Annotated in this window: 18 protein-coding genes; all 18 read right to left on the bottom strand. The window is 40.4% G+C overall.

Annotation, left to right across the window (positions count from 1 at the left end):
* Window positions 1-2 precede the first annotated feature (2 nt).
* The 18 genes from AC27HL_RS03840 to fliH all read right to left on the bottom strand — a co-directional run bounded on the left by AC27HL_RS03840 (window position 3) and on the right by fliH (window position 17143).
* Complete coding sequence (locus AC27HL_RS03840; RefSeq protein ID WP_487079044.1) at window positions 3-746, bottom strand: protein phosphatase CheZ; 744 nt, start codon at window positions 744-746, stop codon at window positions 3-5.
* 30 nt (window positions 747-776) lie between these two features.
* Window positions 777-1160, bottom strand: coding sequence for a chemotaxis response regulator CheY (gene cheY, locus AC27HL_RS03835; protein ID WP_487079895.1), 384 nt, complete (start codon window positions 1158-1160; stop codon window positions 777-779).
* A 50-nt stretch (window positions 1161-1210) separates the two neighbouring features.
* Window positions 1211-1924, bottom strand: a complete 714-nt coding sequence (locus AC27HL_RS03830; RefSeq protein ID WP_487079043.1) for an RNA polymerase sigma factor FliA — start codon at window positions 1922-1924, stop codon at window positions 1211-1213.
* Between the two features lie 21 nt (window positions 1925-1945).
* Window positions 1946-2788, bottom strand: a complete 843-nt coding sequence (locus AC27HL_RS03825) for a MinD/ParA family protein (protein ID WP_487079042.1) — start codon at window positions 2786-2788, stop codon at window positions 1946-1948.
* A gap of 43 nt (window positions 2789-2831) precedes the next feature.
* Window positions 2832-4385: a flagellar biosynthesis GTPase FlhF gene (flhF, locus tag AC27HL_RS03820; RefSeq protein WP_487079041.1), complete on the bottom strand. Its 1554-nt coding sequence runs from the start codon at window positions 4383-4385 to the stop codon at window positions 2832-2834.
* A gap of 43 nt (window positions 4386-4428) precedes the next feature.
* Window positions 4429-6531 (bottom strand): flagellar biosynthesis protein FlhA, encoded by a 2103-nt coding sequence (gene flhA / locus AC27HL_RS03815; RefSeq protein ID WP_487079040.1) that lies wholly within the window; start codon window positions 6529-6531, stop codon window positions 4429-4431.
* A 138-nt stretch (window positions 6532-6669) separates the two neighbouring features.
* Entirely contained in the window at window positions 6670-7800 is a 1131-nt protein-coding gene (flhB, locus tag AC27HL_RS03810; protein ID WP_487079039.1) for a flagellar biosynthesis protein FlhB, read from the bottom strand.
* Window positions 7800-8585, bottom strand: coding sequence for a flagellar biosynthetic protein FliR (gene fliR, locus AC27HL_RS03805; RefSeq protein WP_487079038.1), 786 nt, complete (start codon window positions 8583-8585; stop codon window positions 7800-7802). The genes flhB and fliR overlap by 1 nt, the downstream gene beginning before the upstream one ends.
* A gap of 1 nt (window position 8586) precedes the next feature.
* Window positions 8587-8856, bottom strand: a complete 270-nt coding sequence (gene fliQ, locus AC27HL_RS03800; protein WP_487079037.1) for a flagellar biosynthesis protein FliQ — start codon at window positions 8854-8856, stop codon at window positions 8587-8589.
* Window positions 8856-9653 carry a flagellar type III secretion system pore protein FliP gene (gene fliP / locus AC27HL_RS03795; protein WP_487079036.1) on the bottom strand — a complete coding sequence of 266 codons (798 nt, stop codon included), beginning with the start codon at window positions 9651-9653 and terminating at the stop codon, window positions 8856-8858. Before fliP ends, fliQ begins: the two co-directional genes overlap by 1 nt.
* 4 nt (window positions 9654-9657) lie before the next feature.
* On the bottom strand, window positions 9658-10089 hold the full coding sequence (gene fliO / locus AC27HL_RS03790) for a flagellar biosynthetic protein FliO (protein WP_487079035.1): 432 nt from the start codon (window positions 10087-10089) through the stop codon (window positions 9658-9660).
* A 5-nt stretch (window positions 10090-10094) separates the two neighbouring features.
* Window positions 10095-10493, bottom strand: coding sequence for a flagellar motor switch protein FliN (fliN, locus tag AC27HL_RS03785; RefSeq protein WP_487079034.1), 399 nt, complete (start codon window positions 10491-10493; stop codon window positions 10095-10097).
* A 120-nt stretch (window positions 10494-10613) separates the two neighbouring features.
* Window positions 10614-11675 (bottom strand): flagellar motor switch protein FliM, encoded by a 1062-nt coding sequence (fliM, locus tag AC27HL_RS03780; RefSeq protein ID WP_487079033.1) that lies wholly within the window; start codon window positions 11673-11675, stop codon window positions 10614-10616.
* Between the two features lie 45 nt (window positions 11676-11720).
* Complete coding sequence (fliL, locus tag AC27HL_RS03775) at window positions 11721-12260, bottom strand: flagellar basal body-associated protein FliL (protein WP_487079032.1); 540 nt, start codon at window positions 12258-12260, stop codon at window positions 11721-11723.
* Window positions 12261-12339: 79 nt separating this feature from the next.
* A complete protein-coding gene (locus tag AC27HL_RS03770) occupies window positions 12340-14397 on the bottom strand; it encodes a flagellar hook-length control protein FliK (protein ID WP_487079031.1) in 2058 nt (685 codons plus the stop codon).
* A gap of 115 nt (window positions 14398-14512) precedes the next feature.
* On the bottom strand, window positions 14513-14959 hold the full coding sequence (fliJ, locus tag AC27HL_RS03765; RefSeq protein ID WP_487079030.1) for a flagellar export protein FliJ: 447 nt from the start codon (window positions 14957-14959) through the stop codon (window positions 14513-14515).
* Between the two features lie 7 nt (window positions 14960-14966).
* A complete protein-coding gene (fliI, locus tag AC27HL_RS03760; RefSeq protein ID WP_487079029.1) occupies window positions 14967-16331 on the bottom strand; it encodes a flagellar protein export ATPase FliI in 1365 nt (454 codons plus the stop codon).
* 29 nt (window positions 16332-16360) lie between these two features.
* A complete protein-coding gene (fliH, locus tag AC27HL_RS03755) occupies window positions 16361-17143 on the bottom strand; it encodes a flagellar assembly protein FliH (RefSeq protein ID WP_487079028.1) in 783 nt (260 codons plus the stop codon).

Here is a 17143-nt window from a genome sequence, read left to right as displayed (position 1 = left end):
TATTAAAAACCTAAACTTGATAATAAGTCATCAACGTCATCCTGATCCGAGACAACATCAGTGCGATTTTCCGTATTAACAATGGGGCCTTCGACTAAGTTATCACCTACCGAAGGTAGAGGCTTGTCTTTCGCAGCATCAGAAGACATGCCAAACGCAGTCAGCATATTAATCAAGCTTTCTTCAACTTCGTGAACTAAGTCAATAACTTTTCGAATCACTTGGCCAGTTAAATCTTGGAAATCTTGTGCCATAAGTACATCAGTCATTAAACTGTGCATGCGGCTCGTTTCTTTTTCTGTGGTTTTAAGCAAAACATCAATATCGCGACACAATGCTTTAAACTCACCGATATCAAGCTCATTGTGCATCAATTTCTGCCACAATGGATTCACGGTACTAATTTGCTGCTGAATATTATCAACAACGGGGAAAATAGACTCGACTGCGTCCATTGTTTTGTTTGCAGCTTCTTCAGTACGACTAATAACAAAGTTTAGTCGCTCTTTAGCATCAGGAATGTCTGCGGTAGCTAAATCATTCAAGCGAGTATCCACTTGAAAGTTATTTAAAGAGTCATGTAATTGACGCGTTAATTTGCCGATTTCAGCAAATAACTCAGAATTAATTGGATTCTGAATTTCTGCAATCAATTCATTTGCTTTATCTTGTTGGTCAGTTTCAAGATATTCAACCAATAATTTAGCTTGTTCCAAAGAAACATGGACACCGGTATTTGTAGTCATGTGAAGTCCTTGCGTGGCAAAAATTATCGATTAACCAAGACGTTCAAAAATTTTATCTAGCTTGGTATTCAAGGTCGCAGCAGTAAATGGCTTAACAATATAACCATTAACACCGGCTTGTGCAGCCATGACAATTTGCTCTTTTTTCGCTTCCGCAGTAACCATTAATACTGGAATATGAGACAATTTAGCATCTGCTCTAATTGCTTTAAGTAAATCAATCCCTTGCATACCTGGCATATTCCAATCAGTGACAACAAAGTCATAGTCACCTTCCTTTAACATTGGTAATGCCGTACTACCATCATCAGCTTCTGAAATATTGGTAAAGCCAATGTCGCGTAACAAATTTTTGATTATACGTCTCATTGTTGAAAAATCGTCAACAACAAGTACTTTCATATTTTTATCCAAGGCACCCTCCGGTGAGAACATTTAAAATTCTAACAATAACTCTATTCTACTTAACTTTGCCATGATTGCATACGTGCTTTTAAACGATGCATCGCCTGGCTATGTATTTGGCTCACTCTTGATTCACTTACATCAAGCACTTGCCCTATTTCCCTAAGATTTAACTCTTCATCGTAATACAGAGACAGTACTAAAGCTTCCCGCTCGGGTAAAGTAGAAATGCATTCAGCTAAAGACTTTTTAAAAACACTCTGTTCAATGCTAGCATAGGGGTCATCTTGCTGGTGGCTTTCTGCCAACTCAATGGTGTCCCCATTAACTCCTAAATCGTCAATGCCTAATATTTTACCTGAACTAACTTCATTAAGCATATGATGGTAGTCATTTAATGAAATTTCAAGTTTTTCAGCAACTTCAGCATCCGAAACATCTCGACCATATGCTGCCTCTAGGCTTTTAATGGCCTCGCTGATCATTCGACTATTCTTATGTACCGAACGTGGAACCCAGTCACCACGGCGAATTTCATCAAGCATGGCACCTCGAATACGGATGCCGGCAAAGGTTTCAAAGCTTGCACCTTTGCTATTATCAAAATTATTTGCAGCTTCTAATAAGCCAATCATGCCCGATTGAATAAGATCATCAACGATAACGCTGGCAGGTAAGCGTGCGAGTAAATGGTAAGCAATACGCTTAACCAACACGGTATGCTGTTCTAATAAAGCAGATTTATCAACACTGTAAGCATGTACTTTAACCACTCTAACTCGCTCGCTTGTTGGTTAGTGTTCTAACAATTGCTCAATAAAGAACTCTAAGTGACCCGAAGGTTGTTGGGGAATTGGCCAGCTCATTAAGTTTTTAGCAAGCGCTTTAAAGCCCATAGAGGCTGGTGATTCAGGAAATGCTTCAACGATAGCTTGTTGTTTCCTAACTGATTTACGAATATTTTCATCAAATGGAATGACTGCAACCAGCTCTAGTGCTACGTCTAAGAACCTGTCGGTTACCTTCGAAAGTTTTGCAAATAATTGCTGCCCTTCTTTCGAACTACGTACCATATTTGCTACGACTTTAAATTTAAAAATGCCGTGATCTCGGCTAAGTAATTTCATCAAAGCATAGCAATCGGTAATTGAAGTTGGTTCATCACAAACCACTAATAAAACGTCTTGAGATGCGCGGCAAAAGCTTAACACCATGTCAGAAATACCAGCGGCCGTATCAACAATTAAAATATCGAATTTAGTGTGCATGTCACTAAAGGCGCGAATTAGGCCTGCATGCTCAGATGGCGTTAAATCAACCATTGATTGTGTGCCTGATGTAGCAGGAATGATATTTATGCCACCTGGGCCTTCAATAATAATATCATCCAATTCGCACTCACCAGATAACACATGAGATAAATTGCGTTGTACGCGTAAGCCTAGCATGACATCAACATTGGCTAGACCTAAATCGGCATCGAGTACTAGTACTCGCTTACCTAACTTTGCTAAAGAAATAGAAGTGTTGAGTGAGACATTAGTTTTACCAACTCCACCTTTACCACCAGAAACGGCTATGACTTTTATTTGTTGAGAATCCTGCATTTTTCGTAAGCCACTCGCTTGATCTATCATCTATGTAACTTCTCTTATAACGTGACTGCCTATATCAAGACAGCTATACAGCGACCGCAGCTGCGGTTGTTCGCCATGAAACTGCTGGCGACTGAGACTTTATCGCCATTCTATCTGCAAGCGTAACTAATTTCTCAGCATTTGCAACCTTAATATCTTCAGGAACTCTTTGCCCGTCAGTAAGATAGCCTATTGCTAAACCATTTTGCAGCGATGTGCTGATAATTTCGCCAACACTTAAGCTTTCATCTAACTTAGTATAAATACATCCCGCTAGTGGAATACGTTTAAAACGCTCAACATTTTCTTGCATTACACGCGGTTGAGTATTTGCAGATAATACTAAGTAATTACGGATTCTAACACGAGCATTAGCGATTAAGGTAGTTAAATGCTCGTTCAATCGCATATCTCTTTGCCCCATTCCAGCAGTATCGATCAAGATCAATTTCTTTTGCGAAAATTGTTGCAATAAACTGTCAAGTTCATTGCCATCTTTAGCAAGTTTAACCTGACAACCAATAATTCGGCCATAAGTCGCTAATTGCTCAAATCCAGCAATCCGATAACTGTCTGTTGATATTAAAACCACTTGCTCTGCACCGTGAACTTGTGCAAAACGAGCAGCAAGTTTAGCGATCGTCGTGGTTTTGCCGACACCTGTAGGCCCAACTAAAGATACAACACCGCCACGTTGAATAATATCGTTATTTGTCGTATTCAACTGTTGAGAAATTACCTGCTTTGCTCGTTGCCATGCATCATCTTCATGGGTATTTGCTGGAATATAACCAGCAACTTGATCAGCAATTTGTTCTGTTAGCCCCATCGCCATTAGACGGTTTACCAACACCGCGCGCATCGGGTCTTTTTGTGCCATATCTTGCCACATCAAGCCTGACATTTGGTGCTCAAGTAACTTGCGAATTGAAGACATTTCTTTTTGCATGTTCTCAAATTCAATACTACTTACTTGTGGCTGCACTTGAGCGGGAGTTTCAACACTATGCTTAAAATCATCTGCTGTAGGCACGTTAAAAGCTTGCGGCTTTTTAACGGTATTATTAATTGCCGCCGAGGAGTTTAGCGTAGCGTTGTCAGTAACGTTAGACTGCTCTAAACGATTAGTGAAATCTTTAAATTGTTGCTCAATATCGTCAGGAGCTGCATCACGAGTTTGCTGAATGGTTGGGTTGTTATTTACCGAAGAGTTAGCAATTTGACTATCAAAAGCACGGGTTGCAGGAGCTTTGTCATAGCCATTTTGCTGAACTTGTCGATTTAACAAAGCTGCTAAACTGTCTGCTGGAGCTTCTTCATTTTGCGTTGTTGATTGTGCAGTGCTAGTAAATGCCACCGTATCTTCAGCAATATCAATACGGGCAGAAGGTTGCCTAGTAACATCTGAATTTGAATTTTGCTCTACTTTCTCAGGCCCTGCATTATTAACACTTTGGTTGTAATCAACCGCCGCCATTAATTCGACACCTTCAGCAATTTTCTTATTTGACATAATAACAGCATCTGCGCCTAGCTCTTCTTTAATTTGAGCTAATGCAGTTCTCATATCTTTTGCTACATAACGTCTAATTTTCACTGCCAACCCCTTAGCATTCACTACAACTTACTTTGAATTATTTTTACTGGCCGATCGCGCTAACAATTTTAATTTGCTTATCATCTGGAATTTCTTGGTATGAAATTACCCGCAAACCTGGAATAGTGTATTTAACAAACTTAGCTAATACTGAGCGTAAAATACCTGACGTTAATAATATTGGAGTATCGCCAGCCATTTCTTGCTGCTGAGCACCGTCTGTCAAGGATTTCTGTAACCGCTCTGCTAAACCTGGTTCGATACCTGCGCCATCGTCTCCAGCCATTTGCATAGACTGGTGCAACATCTGTTCCAACTCTGGCGACAAAGTTATGACAGGTACTTCTGCTGCTGGGCCAACAAGCTCTTGTACAATGAACTTACGTAAGGTAATTCTTACCGCCGCAGTTAATACTTCTGGGTCTTGGCTCTTAGGTCCATACTCAACTAAGGTTTGAATGATACTGCGCATATCACGTACTGGCACACCTTCATTCATCAGGTTTTGCAATACTTTTACGATTGTTCCCAAGGAAAGAACATCAGGGATCAAGCCTTCAATTAGTTTAGGGTAACTCTTAGCAAGCATATCAAGAAGGTTTTGCACTTCTTCATGCCCTAATAATTGTGAAGCATTATTGGTTAATATTTGACTTAAATGAGTTGCCAGCACAGTTGCGGCATCAACAACGGTATATCCTAATGACTGTGCATGTTCACGCTGCTCTTGTTTAATCCAAACTGCATCTAAGCCAAAAGCGGGATCTTGGGTGGCTATTCCTTCTAATTTTCCAAAAACTTGCCCAGGGTTAATTGCCAGTTCATGATCGTGACGAATTTCAGCCTCACCTATGGTGACACCCATCAGTGATATTTGATAAGTATTCGGGTCTAAGTCGAGATTATCGCGAATATGTACTGCTGGTACCAAAAAGCCAAATTCCTGGGATAGCTTTTTACGTACCCCTTTTATGCGATTAAGTAACTCTCCACCTTGCGCTTTATCGACAAGAGGAATTAAACGATAACCGATTTCAAGACCAATAATATCGACATGGTTTACATCATCCCAACCTAAGTCTTTAACCTCTGCTTCTTGCTGCTGGGTTTCAACCTCAGCCGCTTGTGATTGCTCAGCCTCTTGAATTGCTTTTGCTGCCTTATATTTAGCACCAAAGAACGCAATACCCGCAATTAAAACGGCAAAAATAAGAAATGCTACATGCGGCATTCCAGGTACAATGCCCATCACAAACATTACACCTGCGGCAATATATAGAGAACGTTCTTGGCCAAGCTGAGCGCTAACTTGCTCGCCCATATCTTGAGCAGTATTTTGGCGCGTTACCACGATCGCGGTGCCAACGGAAAGCAACAGGCCAGGAATTTGCGCAACTAAACCATCACCTATGGTCAATAGCGTATAAATTTCAACGGCACTTTCAAAACTCAGGTCATGCTGCACCATACCAATAACTAGGCCGCCAATAATGTTGATAAATAGAATCAAAATACCAGCAATCGCATCGCCTTTTACAAACTTACTTGCACCGTCCATGGAACCGTAAAAATCCGCTTCGCTGGTAACTTCAGTACGGCGCTCCCGTGCCTGATCGGCTGTTATAAAACCAGCATTTAAATCCGCATCAATCGCCATTTGTTTACCCGGCATAGCATCAAGGGTAAAACGTGCTGTTACTTCCGAGATACGCCCAGCACCTTTAGTCACTACGACAAAGTTGATAATAATGAGAATAGCAAAAACCACTAAGCCAACCGCGTAGTTTCCGCCGATAACAACCGAGCCAAACGCTTCAATAACTTTACCTGCGGCTTCAGGCCCTTCATGACCTTCGAGCAATACCACGCGCGTACTAGCCACATTAAGAGCTAAGCGTAAAATTGTCGCAATCAGTAGAACCGCAGGGAAAGAGCCAAATTCGAGTGGCTTTAGCGTGTAAACCGTAATGAGTAACACCACCAAAGATAAGGCAATATTGAAAGAAAATAGAATATCGAGCAAAAATGCTGGCATGGGTAGAATAACCATACCAAGTGCTGCCATCACTAGAAATGGCGTACCTAAGCCTGAGAAAACATTGAATTTTTGTTTTTTTAAATTATTAAACGTTGCCGCTAACTGCATGAGCTCGAGTGATAGTAATTTGACATATACCTTGAAATAGCAATAATCAGACCAGCTTCTACCACAATACTTGAATATTGGCCTAGTTGCTTACTAATCAAACAACACCATAAGTCTATTAACAGTTAGCTTAAGTAACTAGTAGCGAAAATCATCTGGAATAGGCAAATTTTTAGAAACAGGCTTTGGTCTTCTCGCTTTACCTTCTTTATGAGCATTGAGTTGAAAAATAAACGCTAAAATCTGTGCTACGGCAGCAAATAGTTGTTCAGGAATTTCTTCATTGGGTTCCGCGGTATAATATAACGAACGTGCAAGCGCCGGAGAGGCAATTATTTCGATATTATGTTCTTTAGCTATAGTGCGAATATGCAACGCCATTTCGTCTATACCTTTAGCAACCAATACCGGCGCTCCACCAGCGTCTGCATCATATTTTAATGCGACCGAATAATGCGTTGGATTGGTAATAACAACATCTGACTCAGGTACATCTTGCATCATACGACGTTGCGACATTTCATACTGAGCACGCCTTATACGACCTTTTGTTTCAGGACTACCATCTGAGTTTTTCATTTCATCTTTAATTTCTTGTTTGGTCATTTTTAATTGACGATTGTGATTCCAAACTTGATATGGCGCATCAACCACCACAATTATTGCCAAAGACAATGCCAACGCCAAAAACATCCACATTAATAACGACACGGCATGCTCAAAATTATGAGGGATATTTTCGGTACTCAAATTAATTATTTGATCAAACAAACCACTTAACAATAAGTAAGCCGAAATAAAAACCACAAAGAATTTTAGAATTGACTTAATTAACTCAACATAGGCTTGCACACCAAACATACGCTTAAAGCCAGCTAATGGAGATAATTTACTCGCCTTAGGTGCCATAGCTTGCCAAGAAAAGCTCATACCTCCAAGTAAGCTATTACCAACAAATGCTGCAAAAACAATAATAACGTGAATCCAAAGGAAGGGGACCATTATCGAGCTAACGCTATCACTCACCACTTGAAATAAGGCGTGAACATCCATGGTTTCTCGACGATTTAAGCTAAATAAGCGTTTCATCATAGTTGAGAGTGCGGCAACTAACGAGTTACCCATAATCAGCATAGCAACAGCACTGCCAACTAACACAAACATAGTGCCTAAATCTTTTGAACGTGCAATTTGCCCCTTTTTTCGCGCATCTGAAAGCTTTTTCGCCGTCGGTTCTTCGGTTTTTTCACCGCTGTCTGACTCAGCCATTAGGGCGCAGCCCCGCAGTCAATTAAGTAACAGCTAAAATCTAGAGCACGCTGCCACTGCATTACGAAATGATTATAGAAATTGCCCATAGTCAGCCACATAATCAACAAACCCGCACACATGGTAATAGGGAAACCAATTGCAAAAATATTCAATTGTGGTGCGGCTCGCGTCATAATACCAAATGAGAAGTTTATCAATAACATTGCCGTTAGTGGCGCAATGGCAAGCGACAACGCGGTCGCAAACATCCAACTACCCCACTCCGCTATTTCCTTAAATTTAATGCTAGAAAAATCAGTCGCTGGAATTGGGATAGTATCAAAGCTGGCAACAACAAACTGTAAATATGCAAGGTGGCCATCCATTGCCCAAAATAATAATGAAGATAAAATCAAAAAGAACTGACCAACGGCTGGAACACTAGTACCACTGGCGGGATCAACCAAAGACGCAAAACCTAAACCAGTTTGCATTGCAATAATTTGTCCGGCCAAGGTAAACGTATTCACCACCATAACGGTTACAAAGCCTAGCATAACGCCTATAACAATTTGTTCACCAACAAGCAGTGCAGTCGCTAAGGAAAACATATTGCCAACTTGTGTCGGTGGTAAAGCCGGCATAACAGCTGCGGTAACAGCTAAACAGAAAAATAATTTTACCCGACCGGGGATAGACTTGGCGCCAAGACCAATCATGGCCATGATCATTGCTGAAATACGTATTAAAGGCAGTAAAAAATCAGCCATTGTTTGATTGATAATGGCCTCAGTGAACTCCATGTTAACTTACCACACTAGGAATACTGCCAATTAAGCGAATGGCATAATCCATCAATTTTTGTACCAACCAATGACCACCTAAAATTAATGCAAGTAGTGTTACGATTAGCCGTGGTAAAAAGCTTAATGTTTGTTCATTTATTGACGTTGCAGCTTGGAAAACTGCAACAATTAAGCCGACGATAAGACTGGGAACTATGACTGCACTCACCAATACAATCACTAAAAATAAAGCATCTCTTAATATATCAACAAATACTTCAGGACCCATTACGCGGCTCCCATACCATAACTTGTTGCTATAGTGCCTATCACCAAGTTCCAGCCATCAATTAATACAAATAGCATTAATTTAAATGGTAAAGAAACAATCATGGGCGAAAGCATCATCATACCCATGGCCATAAGAATACTGGCAACCACAAGGTCAATGATCAGAAAAGGAATAAACAACATAAAGCCTATTTGAAAGGCGGTTTTTAATTCGCTAATTACAAATGCGGGAATAATTACCGTCATAGGTAAATCTGTTGGTTGCTCAACTTGTTCAATCCCCGCCATACTTGCTAACGTATCTAAATCTTTAATTCTGGTTTGCTCTAACATAAAGGCGCGCAGCGGCACTTTTGCTTTATCAATAGCCTCTACAGACGTTAGTTGCTCAGCAAGATATGGCTGAATAGCGCGGTCATTAATTTCGTTATAGACTGGTGTCATAATGAACAAGGTCATAAATAAGGTAATACCTATGATTACCTGATTCGATGGTGTTTGTTGCAAGCCAAACGCTTGCCGCAAAATAGCCATAACAACTACGATACGCGTAAATGATGTCATCATAATGACAGCAGCTGGTATAAAGCTCAGCGCCGTCATAAAAATTAGTATTTGCAGGGTTACAGAGTACTCTTGAGAACCATCGGGGTTAGTGGTTAGTTTCAAAGCGGAAAGCGATAAATCGTCAGCCGCCATACTATTATTACTGAACAGTAAAAATGACAAAATCGTAACTAATAAGATTACGATTTTTTTGGAGGTAAATAATGATTTATTATACTGATTTGTCATTTTGTTACTCATCGTTTTTTACGGCTTTTTGTTTGAGAAACTTTGCCAAGGAATGACTAAAGTCAAACGACTTTTCTTGTCCGGTAACCAAAGGTTTTTCCAGCGTTTCTAACAATGTAATTTGCTGTGCGGTAACCCCAAGCAATAGTTGTTTATCGCCACTTTGTACAACCACTAACTTTTCTTTCGAACCAAGGTGCAAACTGGTCACTATTTTTAAACCATTAAAGCTTTGCTGTACACCTTGAAAACGTTTAAGAATAATCGCACTAACAACAACAACTGCCAATACCATTAACAGCGACAATATCATACTCATCGCATCCATATTGGCTGCAACATGCTTACCAACTTCAACCTTTTGTTCTGTCTCAGCGGCCACAACATTAAATGTACATAGCCATAATGAAGCAAAGATTAATAGCGATTTTTTCATGAAAACTATTTTAACTTTTTAATACGTTCAACCTGACTAATAACATCTGTCAGTCTGATACCAAACTTATCATTAACCACAACCACTTCCCCGTGAGCAATCAACGTACCATTAACTAATACGTCTAGCGCTTCACCGGCAACACGGTCTAGTTCAACAACTGAGCCTTGGTTAAGCTGTAATAAATTACGAATACTGATATGACTACGGCCAACTTCCATCGAAATAGTCACAGGAATGTCTAAAATCGCATCTAATTTGCGTTTTTCTTCACCGGTAATAGATTCACTATCTTCTTGTAAATCTTCCAACTCAACGGTTTCGGCGGCCTCGGCTTCGGCAGCAGCTTGCTCATCCATAGCCTCATCCCACATGCCTAAATCATCTTCGTTATCTGTACTCATCTTTCCTGCCTCAATTTTCAATCCAATAGTGTCAAATTAATCACACTACAGGGCGTTATTCTGCGCAACATTCAACTATGCGATTTTTGCACCACATTGAACGTACGTTGTAAATTTGTTTTATAAATCGTCTTCTAAAAGGTGTAATTCCGCATCGCTATCTAAACGCTTGCCACCTTTAGTTAATATGGTTAATTCTGACTTAACTGACTCTGGACGTTTAATTTTCGACTCAATTTTCAATGCTAAGTTATCACGGCTTCGGCCAAGTTTTGCTCTAAATGACGGCAAGTTTTCTATTAACACTGTGATGTGATCAGGCATTTCGATTGGGATAATATCACCTGCTTTAAAGTCCATAATTTCTTGTAAAGACAATTCAACTTCCAGAAACTTAGTTGATAATTCTACAGGCACATCCATTATTTCATCGCGTAAAGCTTTCGACCAACGCATATCGGTGTCTTCTTTATCACTTTGCACACCTGCATCTAGCAACTCCCGAATCGGCTCTAACATTGAATAGGGTAAGGCTACGTGAAAATCACCGCCACCACCATCAAGCTCAATATGGAACGAACTAATAACAACCACTTCAGTAGGGCTTACAATGTTTGCCATTGATGGGTTAACTTCTGAGTCTAGGTATTCAAACGAAACATCCATCACCGGAGACCATGCTTCTTTATAATCTTCGAAGATTATTTTTAAGAGCATTTGCACAATTCTGCGTTCGGTAGGCGTAAATTCACGACCTTCAATTTTCGCATGATAACGACCATCACCACCGAAAAAATTATCCACTAGAATGAAAACCAATCGAGCTTCCATGGTGATTAACGCCGTACCTTTTAGTGGGCGAAAGCGCACCATATTCAAGCTGGTTGGTACAAACAAAGTATGTACGTACTCACCAAACTTAATCATTTGAATACCGTTGATAGATACTTCGGCGGTACGTCGCATCATATTGAAAAGGCTAATACGCATATGGCGAGCAAAACGCTCATTCACCATTTCCAGCGTTGGCATACGACCACGAACAATGCGATCTTGTGAAGAGAAATCATAATCAGACGTACCCTCAGCATGGGATACGTCCTCTACAATTTCTTCTTCTTCAACATCATCAACACCATGCAGTAGCGCGTCAATTTCGTCTTGAGATAATAAGTCACTCACTCGATAGTCTCTTTATCTTAGTTAATCTAGGAAGCCAGTTGCTAGTTATTGCATTACAAAGCCAGTAAATAGTACTTTTTCAACGATTTTATTACCTTCAACTTCTTTCATTATCTTATGCACTTCTGATAAAGACTTTTGCTTTAACGAAGTTTTGCCGGCACTGGTTGCTAGGTCATCAGCATTTGACTGCGAGAACACGGCCAGTAACGTACTTTCAATTAACGGTACGTGCTTTTTCGCAGCTTCTTCGTTATCTGCCCCACGAACAAGTAGTTGAACTCGAATTTCAACAAAGCGGTCACGGGCAGCACCTGGCACATTAAAGCGAAACGGCCTTGGCATAGGCACATAAAGTGCAGAGCCAACCTCAGCATTACCGTCTGTTTCAATTTCAGTACTTTCACCATCACCAGAATCAAGGGCTGCATCTAATTCGGCTTGTGTAACTTCCTCTTCTCCACCCATCATAAAGAATGCGGCAGCACCACCGCCAATTGCTATAACGGCAACAATTGCAATGATTATAATTAGCTTTTTCTTCTTGCCTGAATTATCTAATTCAAGCTCATTTTCATCTGCCATGGTATCTACCCTGAAAAATTTTAATATTAATAGTTAAACTATATCCTTGAATAGCAATGAATCCAACGAGTTTTGCAATTTAGGCATAGTAATCAACACCAGTTGATGAAGCTTTAACCACATTATGTGCTTGAACATGACCTTCATCCGAAGTTTGCTCGAGGTTTTTGCCATCTTGTTCATCTCTATGACCATCGGCAAAAGCCGTTTCAGACTGCTCGCCAGGCTGACGTTGCTCAATATTAGCATCGCCAACATCAACGCCATTTTCTGCCAACATATCGCGCAGTTTAGTCATATTTTGTTCTAAAGCATCTTTGGCTTGTTGGTTTTGAACTATAAACTGTACAGCTGCTTGTTCATTTTGAAGGTTTACTCGTACATGAACATTCCCCATTTCTGGTGGGTCAAGCTGTATTTCAACCTGTTGAATTTTCTGGTTGATCATCACCATCACTTTGTCTTTCACCGCATTGGCAAAATCTTTACGGTAAATGGCAATCGTTTCAGTATTAAGTGCGGTAATCGATTTTTGTGTTTGCACTGCATTACTGCTTAATTTACTGATGCTATTTTCAAAACTTTGCTCTTGTTGCATTGATAACTCAGCAGCCGTTAATGTCGAACGACTCGCATTTGCGTCTAAAGTTTGGTTCATCATAGATGCTGTTCTTTCTGCAACAACAGTACTTTTCTCACTAGCTGTTTTTGCTAAATTAAATTCCTCCGCCGTGTTATCAGCACTTTTAGCTAAGCTGCTGTCGGCCGTATCAAAATTGCGAGCATTAGCACTAGTTGAAGAGTTTTGTTCTTTTATCATAGTCCCTACAACGTTAGCAGTAGCTTGATTTATACTCCGGGGCTGTGACACATCTTTTGAAACTTCATCATGTAAGACAGTATTGTTTGTTGAAGCAGATACAAGAGTCGATTGATTAGCATTATTTGCCACTGTATCAACTGCATTTCCTTTATTTTCAAAGTTATTTACTTGTGCTTGTTTGGTATTTGCTCGGTTATTATTCACCGCTGCTTTTTCAGCAGAAAGCAAGTTATCGCTTTTATGCTCTACCGAATAATCATCTGCCTCTTGTACATACTCTTTATTTTGATTTGTTACTTGTAGTTCGTTAACTTGTAACTTTGCTGATTGCTTTATTTTTTCCTCAGTGTGTTGCACATTTTCGCTGTTTGATTTCGCTGATATTTTATCTTTCAGTACACTATCGTCAGTAAGTGCAGAAATCACTTTATCGGTTGGTGTCGTAGCAGGCTCGGTTTTATTGCTTGCCGAGTTGTCGACAGTAACGGCACCATGTTGTGCTTTGTTTTTCGTTTGCAAAGAGTTAAGTTTTTCAACAGCCTTGGTAGCTTCATTATCAAGTGTATTATTTTTAGAACTCTCTAAATTCAATTTGACCTCAGCTTTAGCGCTAATGTCAGTAACAGCTTGCTCTGGCTTAACACGAGCAACTAGCTTGTCAGTACTAGATGTACTTTCGTTACTAGCATCTTGTTTGAGCTTAGTATTAACGCTGCTCTCAGCGCTGACTGTTTTTTCAATATCATTATTTGGCGAGGTTTTAGCAATTAGCTTTTGTGCTCCCTGCAGCATGTTGAGTAACTCAAGAGCTTCATCACTATCTGTTTTCGGCTCTGTTTTACTAACTTGCGTTGGCTCTGTGCGGTTTTTAATATCAGCGGATAAACTTGACTCAGCATTCACTTTGTCGGCATTTGAACTAATTTCGCCGGCAAGCGGCGACTCCATCACAGGGAGTATATGTGCATCAGTACCTTTTTTTATTGGATTAATTTTTGCTTCAACCCCCGTCTCTATCGGAACTGGCAAAGCATATTCGTCTTTTGGCTTTTCAAAACCTAGCTTTGGCACATTTTTTGTTTTTTCGTCAGCAATATGCTGCTGCACTTTGTTTTTTGCCGCTTGAGGTTCATGCTTGCCGTTAAGTTGCGCTTGCTTGTCAGTAGATCCGCTTTTTCCTGCTTGATTAAACTGTTCAATAACGTCGGAAAACTCATTTTCTGACGGTGGTTTATTTCCCTGTTTGCTAACCACATCTCCTTGATTACTTGAGACTTTAGCAACATCAACTGAGAGCAAATTTAATTGAGACATAACCAACCTTTATCAATACTTATTATCTTTTAAGCAAATTTATTTATTAATACGCATCTACTGCAAGCAATTACTGTTCCAAAACCTAAAACAAATTTTACGGTAAATTTATTAGTTAACGTGTGCGTCGAATAAATTGCTGAGTGGCAATTTCATCAAACATTTTTTGCTCTTGTTTATCTGCGCTGACTTTCAAGACAGCAAGTTTTTTGTCTCGCAATAATTCAACCGCCTGTATTTTTTGTCTTTGCTCTAACCACTGTTTTTTTCGTGTTTCAACTAAGGCTTTTGCTTGATGTGCTGCAATTTTGACTTGCTGTGCTGCATTATCGAGTTTGGCAATAAAGGCATGAAAATGGCTATAAGTCGCACTATCAATCCCCTCTAGTGAGCGCTGATTAAGGCGACGCATATATTCAAGGCGATAATCACTAACACTTTTTAAACGTTCTTGGTTTTGTTGATAATCCAATTCTGCACTTTGCAGTGCTTGCGCAGCTTTTTGTTCTTTATCCAATTCAAACTTGTATAAGGTATTTAGCTGCTTCATTTGCTTAATCATCTATTAGCTACCTAGCTTGTGGATTATTTTGGGCATGAGCTTGCGCTGCGGCCAGTACTTCTTGCAACTGAGTTAAGCTTTGATCATATGGGATCACTTCTAATGTTTTCTGCTGTAAGAAAAACTGAATAACGGGCTGCAGATCTATTGCTTGATCTATTCTAGGATCTGTCCCTCGGCTGTATGCGCCAATAGAGATCAAATCTTTATTTTCTTGGTACAAGGCATACATTTGGCGAAGTTGTCGAGACAATTGCTGGTGTTCTTCACTGGTAACCATAGGCATTACTCGGCTAATTGAACCTTCAATATCAACCGCAGGATAGTGACCTGCATCTGCCAAGCTTCGAGATAAAACAATATGACCATCCAATATTGCCCGCGCGGCATCAGCAATAGGGTCTTGTAAATCATCACCTTCGGTTAAAACCGTGAAAAATGCGGTAATTGAACCTTGGCCATCCCCACCATTTCCGGCACGCTCTACCAGTTGCGGTAATTTAGAAAATACCGAAGGTGGATAACCTTTTGTTGCCGGTGGCTCACCAACGGCTAACGCTATTTCCCGCTGAGCTTGGGCGTAACGAGTAATGGAGTCGATTAGCAATAATACATTTAACCCTTGGTCGCGAAAATATTCACTTATTTGAACTGCAGTTTCACAGCCTTTTAAGCGCATTAATGGCGAATTATCTGCCGGTGCAGCCACCACTACAGAGCGTTTTCTGCCTTCTTCACCTAATATTTCTTCAATAAATTCTTTAACTTCTCGACCACGTTCACCAATTAAACCAACCACAATAACATCAGCAGAGGTGCCACGGGTCATCATGCCCAATAACACACTTTTGCCCACACCTGAGCCAGCAAATAAGCCCATACGTTGTCCGGTTCCAACAGTTAAAAAACTATTAATTGATCGAACACCAACATCAAGTGGCTCGGTTATAGCACGGCGCGAAAGTGGGTTAATCGGTTTACTGTCCCGCTGGTAACTTTCCGATGCTTTAATAGGCCCTTTACCATCAAGGGGTTTACCTACACCATCAACAACCCGGCCGAGTAAGTCCATTGATAAAGGTAGTCGCGCTTTGGTAGAAAGCGGTACAACACGTGCACCAGGTGATACGCCTTGCAAACTTTGTTCAGGCATTAGGAAAGTAATGTCTTTTGAGAAACCTACAACTTCAGCAATAAGATCACCATGTGCAGTTTCAACTAAACATTGACTGCCGACATGTGCTTTCACGCCAACAGCTTCTAGCGTCAAACCAACAACACGCACTAAACGCCCCGCAACAGAAATTCGATGCGGATGCACTAGTTTTTCACAGTTTTTAAGGCGTTGAGTTACTCGGGTTATATCAACCATAAAAAGTTTTTGACACTTTTAGTAGAATTTTACTGATGCAAAGCTTCTTGCAAAAACGATTCCAAAACCTCACTCAAACGAGATTTTATATTGAGATCTATATTAGAGGTGCTATTTTCAATTTGACAACTACCAACCGGCAGTTGTGGGGCTGCCAATAACCGCCAACCTTGTTGTTCGATATGGCCCATACCAAACTTTTGCTCTACCAACTTTATATCTTGTGGGTTAAGCAGAATTTGCGTTTGGGCATCTTGTCCAGGCAAGGCCTTAATGCCTTCTGATATGGCAGACAATAAAATATCAGGATTAGTTTTCGCTTCATGCCCAGTAACCGCGTGGGTTAGCTGCACAACAAGTTGTAGTAATTGTGCTTCAACATTTTTTTCAACATTAGCTAGAGGTTGATGTAACTGCTCCATTAATGATTGCATTGCCGCTATTTGTTGATCGCTAACTTCTTTACCTTCCGCTAGCCCCGCGTTTACGCCTTCTTCATGGCCTGTTGTTAACCCTTCTTGATGCCCGGCCGCTTTACCTTCTTCAAACCCCGCAGCAAAGCCATCTTCTTTACCTTGGCTGAACCCTTCATCATAAGCCGCTTGACGAATTTCTTCTATTTCTTCAGCCGTTAATGGTATTGGCTCTGCAACTTCAGTTTCTTCTGGCGGCTCATAACGCCATTGACGTGACTTACCTAAGGCATTTGTTTTGCCATCATCATCAGCCATAGGCTTAACATCAGGCAATGACCAAGTATCAATATCATCAGATATGATTGATGAGTCTTGAGGCTGAGTAGGCTCTTTCAT

The organism is Colwellia aquaemaris (genome assembly GCF_057548755.1).
Note: the sequence above shows the minus strand (reverse complement) of the source record. Positions and strands in the feature narration are given on the sequence as shown.